The 8929-nt window shown below is 55.1% G+C and carries 8 protein-coding genes and 2 pseudogenes; 6 read left to right on the top strand and 4 right to left on the bottom strand.

The features are described 5' to 3' along the window. Positions 1-1083 precede the first annotated feature (1083 nt). Positions 1084-1284, bottom strand: coding sequence for an ATP-binding protein (locus tag LOH53_RS11890; protein ID WP_326832773.1), 201 nt, complete (start codon positions 1282-1284; stop codon positions 1084-1086). Positions 1285-1364: 80 nt separating this feature from the next. On the opposite strand from LOH53_RS11890, the pseudogene LOH53_RS11885 reads away from it, so the two are divergent. Next, a pseudogene (locus tag LOH53_RS11885) lies at positions 1365-1607 on the top strand (ATP-binding protein); the annotation flags it as partial. Here the strand turns inward: LOH53_RS11885 and LOH53_RS11880 are convergent. Both LOH53_RS11880 and LOH53_RS11875 read right to left on the bottom strand, forming a co-directional pair. After that, positions 1577-1801 (bottom strand): annotated as a pseudogene (locus LOH53_RS11880) (hypothetical protein); the annotation flags it as partial. The pseudogenes LOH53_RS11885 and LOH53_RS11880 sit on opposite strands and share 31 nt — an antisense overlap. 30 nt (positions 1802-1831) lie before the next feature. After that, positions 1832-2077, bottom strand: coding sequence for an IS3 family transposase (locus LOH53_RS11875; protein WP_268251121.1), 246 nt, complete (start codon positions 2075-2077; stop codon positions 1832-1834). A gap of 385 nt (positions 2078-2462) precedes the next feature. Here LOH53_RS11875 and LOH53_RS17035 point away from each other — a divergent pair, with 385 nt between their 5' ends. From LOH53_RS17035 to LOH53_RS11855, 5 genes are read left to right on the top strand one after another with little or no spacing between them, the layout of a single operon-like run. Further along, positions 2463-4862 carry a GH25 family lysozyme gene (locus tag LOH53_RS17035; protein WP_407651458.1) on the top strand — a complete coding sequence of 800 codons (2400 nt, stop codon included), beginning with the start codon at positions 2463-2465 and terminating at the stop codon, positions 4860-4862. Between the two features lie 26 nt (positions 4863-4888). Further along, positions 4889-5629 carry a glycosyltransferase family 2 protein gene (locus tag LOH53_RS11870; RefSeq protein WP_230067957.1) on the top strand — a complete coding sequence of 247 codons (741 nt, stop codon included), beginning with the start codon at positions 4889-4891 and terminating at the stop codon, positions 5627-5629. After that, the gene (locus tag LOH53_RS11865; RefSeq protein ID WP_230067956.1) at positions 5626-6027 is read left to right on the top strand and encodes a DUF2304 domain-containing protein; all 402 of its coding nucleotides are present in this window, start codon (positions 5626-5628) and stop codon (positions 6025-6027) included. Before LOH53_RS11870 ends, LOH53_RS11865 begins: the two co-directional genes overlap by 4 nt. A 36-nt stretch (positions 6028-6063) precedes the next feature. After that, the gene (locus LOH53_RS11860; RefSeq protein WP_230067955.1) at positions 6064-7197 is read left to right on the top strand and encodes a glycosyltransferase family 4 protein; all 1134 of its coding nucleotides are present in this window, start codon (positions 6064-6066) and stop codon (positions 7195-7197) included. Positions 7198-7217: 20 nt separating this feature from the next. Next, positions 7218-8435 (top strand): hypothetical protein, encoded by a 1218-nt coding sequence (locus LOH53_RS11855; RefSeq protein ID WP_230067954.1) that lies wholly within the window; start codon positions 7218-7220, stop codon positions 8433-8435. Here LOH53_RS11855 and LOH53_RS11850 read toward each other — a convergent pair. Continuing rightward, positions 8392-8886: a glycosyltransferase family protein gene (locus LOH53_RS11850; protein ID WP_230067953.1), complete on the bottom strand. Its 495-nt coding sequence runs from the start codon at positions 8884-8886 to the stop codon at positions 8392-8394. The genes LOH53_RS11855 and LOH53_RS11850 overlap by 44 nt on opposite strands. Between the last annotated feature and the right edge of the window lie 43 nt (positions 8887-8929).

Genomic DNA, 8929 nt, shown 5'->3' with positions numbered 1-8929 from the left:
ACGCTGCCGCCCACAAAACGGCGGCATGATTTCCGGGACGGTTCAGAATGATCTGCGATGTAGTTGATGAGATTCCTGAAGCCCAGGGGTGAGCCGCGTAGGAGTTTCAGTCGTCAATTGACGGCTTATGCTGATGTTTGGGTTATGTCGACTTTGTGATTGTTTGTCTTTGCTGGGGCCGGTTCTCTCGGGGCCTTGTCCGCATATTTGGAGGCCTTCGAGTCATGTGAGGGTGTCGGGTTCTGGGATGTAGTGGCTGGGAATGACTTCTGGTGGTCTGGTCTTTTCCATTCCGGCATTTTTTGTTGCCATGTCGGCGTGGAGGTTTGCTCGTGGCCAAGCCACACGGCGATGATGGTGATGTCGACTCCAGCGTGCCGGAGGTTCATGGAGGTGGTGTGCCACAGCGTGTGCTTCGTGATGGGCTTGGCGCCCATTGAAGGGCAGCTCAAGGCGGCGGTACGGACGTGGGTTGCGAGCCGGTTTTCGATGGCGACATGTGAGAGAGCGTTGCCCTGGGGGTCCTGGAAAAAGTGTAGTGCCAGGGCGAGCACTTCGTTCGTTGGTGTAGGCGCGTAGGATCTCACGTATAACGGCGCTGATGGGCGTGGATGGGTGCTTGCGGCTCTTTCCCTCACAGCCGACATACGGCTGTACCAACGTGGATGCTGGCGCTGGAGAGGCTGATGAGTTCGCTGATGCGCACTCTTGTGTTGATGACCAGGGAGAGCATCGTCTGGTCGCGTCTACCGGTCCATGTCTGGTATTTAGTGCTGCGATTAACGCATAGATCTCGGTTTCGTTGAGGCAGCAGATCAGGGGATTCGTGTTCTTGGCGGGTGGGATGGTGAGGATGCGGCAGATGGGTCGGCGTGTTCTGGATGGTCGGGCAGAATGAGCGCAAATAGAGCGCGAATGGCTATGAGCCGCGCATTGCGGGTCGACGCCATGTCAAGGGTCATGAGTTTCTGCCCACCAGCGGCCAGGTTATCTGCCCACTGGTGGCCAGCAAAACTGCCCGGATGTGGCCATGAGATCTGCCCGCAAATATAGATTTGTGGGTGTCCATATTGGTCCGGTTTTTTATCTCAGTTGTGTCACCCCCTTTCCTGCTAGGGCTTGGGTCAGCCTGACGGAGCCGCCGCTGGTCTGGGACACATGTGCATGATGCAGCAGCCGGTCCACCGTCGCTGTCGCCAGGGTTTTTGGCATCAGCTCGTCAAAGCCTTCCGGGTGCAGGTTCGAGGAGATCGCGATGGGGCGTTTCTCACAGGCGGCATCCACGACCCGTTACAGCCCCTCTGCGGAGTCGGTTCCCATGGGCAAAAGGCCGATGTCATCGATCTATGCGGATATCCGCATAGATCGATGAACTGGGCTACCTTCCGATCGATACCGAAGGTGCCCGGCTGCTGTTCCAAGTGATCGCGGACGGGTATGAAAAACGCAGCCTGATCATCACCACAAATCTGGAGTTTTCCCGCTGGGGAACCGTGTTCGGCGACGACAACATGGCCGCGGCCATCAACGACCGACTGGTGCACCACGGGCGGCTCCTACAGTTCCGCGGCGAGTCCTACAGAGTCAAAAATGCCCTCATGAAATGAGGAACCGCTGCAACAGACCAAAAGTGAGCCAAGATGGCCCACTTCTTAGCGCTGAAATGGCCTACATTAACTTGACGAAACACAGATTTTCGTGGCCGGTTGTTGAGTAGTTGAGCAACACGCACGAGGTCTTTTGGCGTGTGTGGAGAGAGGTTACTGCCTTTGGGGTAGTACTGGCGTAGCAGTGGAGTGGTCCCCGAAAGTTGGACGGGTTAATCAAAACTCTACGTGATGGCCGTTGTGTGGGCACGGCATTCATCGGGGCTGAGGTAGCCGAGCCGTTTCTGGATGCGTGTGGTGTTCCACCACTGCATGTACTCGGTTAGCCCTGCGTGGAACTGCTCGATGGTTTCGGGTTGCTGGATGCGAAACCATTCCTCTTTCAGATGACTGAAGAAGCCCTCCATCACGGCTGTGTCCAGGCAGGTTCCCTTACGAGACATTGATTGGGTAAGTCCCGCGTCATGCAACGCGTCTCGCCAGAGGCGGTGGCGATACTGAAATCCTTGATCGCTGTTAAGCCGAATTCGGCACAATCGGAGTGAACCAGAGCCAAGGTCGGCGATCCCGTCATAGCGTCGTCCTCGGGCGGTTCTGAATCATCTAATTTGTGACATCGGCAGTGTCCATAAGGGCGGTGGGCCCCGGAACTTCTTGCTTTTAACATCCTAGTTGTGCACCAACGATCGCTTGTGGATATGAGGTTTGAGGCCTATGTAAAAACGTCAAGGAACCTTCGAGCGAACTACGTGTCAGATATGATGGCAATCTTGGAGAGTTGCACAAAGACCAGACTCCGGGAAAACCGTGCAGCATTGCATTGAGATAGGAAAAGAATTGGGCCAGTTCGACAAAATGAAGTTGACAACGCGGGTCGCCACCGCGGTTTTGCTCGCTCTCTGCGCGGCCACATTAGTCCCATACACGGCTGCTCTTGGCGCCGTCGTCACGGGATCAAATCCACAAAATTCGGTCTCGGAAGTGGTCACTGAAAAGTTCACTCCGACCGGACTTCAAAAACCGGACGGACCAGGTCAAGCAATGGGCGCTGCTGGCCGCCTGCCCCCGCAATCAGGCCTTCGATTCGGTTCCTCCGGTCTTCACTTTTCCCCCGAAACTGCTGGCTCCCTGACTGACACCGGATTGTCGAATAGTCTTCTCGCGCTCCAACCCAACGGGACACAAGGATTTCCACTGGGAATGGATGTAAGTGGCTGGCAAGCAAACGTAGACTGGACGACCGCGTGGAACAACGGGGCCCGCTTTGCCTATATCAAGGCTTCCGAAGGACCGTGGACTCTCAATGACTATTTTGGGCAGCAATACAACGGCTCGGCTGCCGTCGGAATGATTCGCGGGGCCTATCACTTTGCGCGTCCAAACCTCTCTTCAGGAACAAACCAGGCCCAAGTTTTTATTGCCAGCGGCGGCGGGTGGGCAAACGATGGATCAACTTTGCCTGGGGTCTTAGACTTAGAGAGCAACGGCAGCGATTCATCTGGTACCTGCTTCGGGATGGCACCCGGACAATTGGCCGGCTGGGCCAAAGATTTCACTAACACCTATAAGAGTCTCACCGGTCGAGATGCTGTCATCTATACGTCTTACTATTTTTGGCAAGACTGTATGGGTGCCAGTACGGCCTTCTCCCAATCGAATCCGTTGTGGATCGCTGCCTACGGCGCTGCTGCCAATGATGTGTGGAAGCCTGGCGGATGGGCGGCGCACACTATATGGCAATACGCTGACGCAGGCACCTTCCCGGGTGATCAGGACGTTTTCAACGGCTCATTCCGACAGCTTCAGGAGCTTGCCGGCGGAACTCACAACCAGCCTTTGACGACTTTCCAGCAAGTTGCGGTCGACAACCCGGGACTTGGTAGTGCCATAGGAGGGATCTTTTGTGATCTAGCTCGTGGCGGTTGTATCAGGCCCTTCCAAAATGGCGACATCTATAGGACGCCGACTGGTGGTGTCTTCACAATTGGAGATCCAATCCGGATTTCGTATGTCGGCCAGAATCGGCAAGAGGGAGCACTGGGGTACCCCATTTCCGCCCAGGTATGTGGCTTGGTGGGTGGGGGTTGCCAACAAGACTTCGAAGGCGGAAGTATCTACATCGTACCGGGCGGCGCTATTCGGATAGTACCGGCCCTTCCCTTGGCAAAATGGAGGTCCACAGGGGCTCAGGGTGGTCCCTTGGGATATCCCATAACTAACCAATATTGCAGTCCGATTGGGCACGGTTGTCAGATTGATTTCACCGCAGGCAGCATCTACACGCAGCCCGGAAGGCTCCCCTACGTTGTTTCAGGTCCAGTCCGGGATACTTGGTGGCGCCTCGGTGGCCATGCCGGCAATTTAGGGTATCCGGTAAGTGACTACGGATGTGGCCTAATCCGAGGTGGGTGCCAGCAAGACTTTGTGTCCGGCAGTTTCTATGCCACGCCAGCAAACCTTCTGCTGGTCGTTTCAGGGACCTACCGTTCTGTGTGGTGGTCGTTGTCTGGGCAAGGGGGCGAACTGGGGTACCCGATCACATCTGCCAGATGCGGTCTCAAGGGAGGCGGCTGCCAGCAAGACTTTGAGAATGGCACAATTTACGCTACCCCAGCAGGCTCTACTTTTGCAGTTAGAGGCATCTTCCGAGACAAATACTGGCAGTTGGCTGGTCAGGGAGGGAGCCTAGGATACCCCGTCTCACCGTACAGATGCGGTCTCATAGCAGAAGGCTGCCAGCAAGACTTTGAAGGAGGGTCAATCTATTCAAATCCCTCCACCGGAACGAGAATTGTTTTGACCTCCACAAGGACCTTGTGGTGGGCACTCGAGGGCCAGGGGGGTGCTCTCGGCTATCCTAAATCAGATCTCGTATGTGGTCTATTGGGGAACGCATGTGTTCAAGATTTCCAAAATGGGAGCATTTACCTAACCCCTAGTAATGACGCTAAAGCCACGGTCGATCCCATTCGCGCCAAGTGGTGGAGCATGCAAGGCCAGGCCGGAATACTTGGATACCCGACGTCGAACCTGTATTGCGGGCTTATTGAGGGCGGATGCTCTCAGGACTTCACGAATGGCACTATATACATAACCCCATCACACGCAGTACTTTCGGTTACCGGCAACATCCGTTCTCAATGGTGGGCGAGGGCCGGACAAGGCGGAGAGCTCGGCTACCCGATTGCCGAACAAGTGTGCATAGCTTCCTCCTGTTCCCAACAATTCGCCGGCGGGGTGCTCAAGACTCCATGACGTCCACATTTGATACAATGTCTGCGATGCCTACCTATAATTCACGACCCCTCGTTGTCATGCCCGCTTGGAACGAAGACGTCGTCATCGGCGAGACAATACGCGAAGTGATCCAGCAAGCGCCGCATTGTGACGTCTTGGTTGTTAGCGATGGGTCCACGGACCGGACAGCTGAAGTTGCCACCGCAGCTGGCGCGCAAGTCTTGATTCTGCCGTTCAATCTCGGTGTCGGTGGTGCCATGCGGGCAGGATTCAAGTTCGCCAGTCGACATGGCTACAGGCAAGTCATCCAAGTCGATGCAGATGGACAGCACGATCCGAAAGACATCCAGCATGTACTTGATGGGCTTGAAAACGCTGACATATCCATCGGGGCACGGTTTGCAGAGCGTGGAAGTTATTCGGTTTCAGGCCCTCGCAAATGGGCCATGGGATTCTTAGCCGCAGTAATTTCCAGGCTGGCTGGAACTAAATTGACGGACGTCACAAGTGGATTCCGTGCCGGCAATACCAAGGCAATTGCCCAATATCTTGATCACTATCCCGCCGAGTACTTGGGCGACACCATCGATTCCCTCGTGGTTGCACTTCGCTCCGGCTGCACGGTTGTTCAAGTGCCGGTGGAAATGCGGGCCCGGCAAGCTGGCGTCCCAAGTCACAACCCCTTCAAGTCCGCCATTTATCTCGGCCGCTCAGTACTTGCGTTGTTCCTCGCATTGACCCGAAAGCACTCCGCCATCAAGATGGAAAGTCAGGTAGAACCGTGACCGGTAACCTCATCACGCTGGCCATCGCGGTTTTTACCGTTGGGCTGATAATAGTATGGGTTCGACGTGGAACGATTCGCGAAAAGTATGCTGTAATTTGGCTATTCCTCGGTGCGTTCACTGTCGTCCTTTCCGGGTTCCCCCAGATTCTGCAGTGGGCCAGCCAGCGGTTGGGCGTCATCGTCCCGGCAAACCTCATATTCGCCATGGTTCTTCTTCTCTTGGTTGTCGTGACACTTCACCTCACGTGGGAACTTTCAACGGCCGAAGACGAAGCCCGCGCCCTGGCTGAAGAAGCAGCTATTCTACGAAATTCGCTTGAACGGCTGGAAGTAGACGTTCAAGAACTCAAAGCGGTGGTCGCCGCGTCTAAGGGACCAGATTCTTCTGCGTTCTAACTAGTGCTGTTCCACGATAAGAGAGACTCCAGTCCTGTGCCCCGGACCAATCACCATGTAGCAATCGTCATCAACAATTATCCGCCTAAAGTCGGTGGCTTGGAACAGCACGTATCCATGCTGGCCAGCACACTTGCAAAGGCGGGCACACAAGTAACTGTCATTGCCCTTGACAATGATCATCTCGGTTTCGAAGACGGCCTTGTCAAGGTTCACAGGCTACGAGCTACTCGAACAGTTGCAGGCGTGCTTTCGGCGCCCCTCTTGGGTACAACTCGGCAGGTTTATGAGTTACTCGCTTCCCAAGGCGTCACCCTCATCTCCACACACACTCGATTTTTCCCGATGTCATTCGTCGGTATTCGGCTGGGTAAATTGCTAGGCGTTCCAGTAATCCACACCGAGCATGGCTCAGACTTCGTCAGAGGTGTTTCACCACTTGTCAGTATGGCCAGCAAGATTGTTGACAAAACGATGGGGAGATACATCCTCCGCCGGGCGTCCGCTGTGCTTGCTATCTCCGATGGTGCACGTACATTTGTGAGGCGCTTGTCGGGGGTGGAGTCACAGGTATTCCACAATGCAATCGACGTTGCTGCCTTCCAGCCGCTTGCTCCCCGAACTCAAACACGCCAACGCCTTGTATTCTTGGGTAGATTGGTCCCCGGCAAGGGGTGGGAACTTGCCCTCCATGTGGCTGAAGTTCTGGCTCTAGAATATCCGGAATTGGAGATCCACTTCATCGGCGACGGTGCAGAACGTCAAAGGCTCGAAGATCAACTTAGGACTTCTCGCGTCAGTGCTCACGGAACAGTGCACGGCTATCTGGGCTCAGAGGAGATCCGTGATCTGCTGACAGATTCCATACTGCTGAATCCCACAACACTGTCTGAGGGGTTCCAGACAACTATGTTGGAGGCGATCGTCGGTCGGGCAGCCGTCGTCAGCACCCCGGTATCAGCGGCCTGCTACCTTGCAGAACTGGGAGCCAATGTCAAGGTAGTTCCTGCCGACGAACCCGCCCACTGGGTTCAGGCCACACGTGATTTGCTCGCCGTCGGTTGGCAGCAACCCGCTCCTGAAATATTCAAAAACTTCGACTGGGAAGGCCGGGCGGAGGAGTACCTCAAAGTAGCCGATATAGTAACTGAGCCGAGCAGAGAACTATAGCAATGGCTAAATTTCAAGTAATGGCTTCGGCTGGATTTGGGGCAATTAGCAATGCCCTGGTGGCACTGACACCACTGCTCATCTTCAAAGCTGAACAGGCTGGCGAATTTGCTGTCGTCTACCTAATCTTTGCGCTGGGATGGTCACTTACACTTTCCATCATTTGCGACGCATGGGTTCGTGTTCGTGGTTCGATGAGTCTTGTGGAGAACAGCTGGGAGGACTACTCCCCCGCCGCCTCGCAACTAGCAATCATCTCGGGACTCATTGGACTCGGTGCCGGTATGGTCGTCTATGGCACTACGCTAACCGCTGTAGCTGCAGCCGTCGGTATTGCCGCCAATGTGAGTCGTCTGGGCAGCCGCTACTACCGGGTTGTCAGCCACGGACCAGGTGCAGTCATCGCCTCAGATGTTGCTACGATTGTGGTATTTCTTGGCGTGATTCTCACGCTGGCCTCTCTCAAAGTTGATCTCGTGTTGGCGTTGGCAGCAGCATGGGCCATCTCAAATGTTATTGGTGCTGGATTCTACCGGCCTGCTCGGTGGAGTAAATCTAGTCATCTCGACGCATGGATTCGCTCACGACGTCATGTGGTTGGCATTCTGCTGAAAGATTCCATTCTGATGGATGCAGGAGCAAATCTGGCTCCGCTGGCAATGATGCCACTCATGGGCGCCAGCGGATTCGGTATTTATCGAGCCGTATCCAGTGTTGCAACCCCCGTCCAGCTTTTGCTCGATCCGCTGCGCCCCAACATATCGCAGCTGCCAGCGTCGGTAGTTACTGGACGAAAGACTTTCGCAGCGATTGCGGGCGCAGCCTTAGGAATGTCGGCTGCTGCTTATGCTGTCCTGGTGATCGTCATCCAACGTTGGGGACTGTTCCCGGGAGTACTCTCGGATCTGGCACATTTTGCTATCCCTTGTGCCTTGTTTGTCGCGGCCAACCTCGTAGGGCATTTCTACTATATCTGCGCCCGTGCCCGGCTGAACCATCGAGCGATTCTAACAGGACGCGTCTTCCAAACGATGGTCAGTGTTATCTTCCCCTTCGGAGGGCTTCTAGCATTCAATCTCGCAGGAGCGATCTGGGGATTCGCTCTTGCCGCCGTGTGCTCTGGAACAACTTGGCTAATATTGGTAATCTGGGATTCAGAACTTCGCTCTGTCGCGGTTCAAATTGACGAAAGTGCTAGAGTCGCACAGCCGCAGCCCATTGTGGAGCCCAAGCCCTAAAACTAAAGCCCCTGTCAACACCAAATCGTGCTTGCTCACCCATGCCGCGTCTTTCGGCTGACGTGCTTGCGAACAAGGATCGAATTGCGGATTCCCACTCGTCGGCGTTTGACGCCGACAGTCCGCCGAGTTGACCGAGAACATTTCGATTGACCCCAACTGGGCTGCCAATGACGGGCAACGCCGCAGCACCATATTGGAGAAGCTTGTACGCACACTTGCCCCGCGTGAATTGCGTGTCGGGAAGTGGCATGAGGCCAGCGTCAGCATCTGCAAGTTGACTGCCAAAGGTATCGGCTTGCCAATCAACCCTATCCACAATCTCATCCAGCGCACCAAAGCTGCGCCGACCGCGAGAAATGATCCTCAATCGAAGTGGAATTTCTTGGTTCAGCCGCATCAATGGTCCAGCCAACGCGTCCAGGAAAGGTTCAGTGGCTGGTGATCCCATCCACGCAAGTGTAAGTTTTTCGTTCAAATCATAGTGCTGCTTC

Source organism: Arthrobacter cryoconiti (assembly GCF_020905375.1).
Taxonomy (GTDB): Bacteria; Actinomycetota; Actinomycetes; order Actinomycetales; family Micrococcaceae; genus Specibacter; species Specibacter cryoconiti.
This window is presented reverse-complemented; position numbering and strand designations above follow the sequence as displayed.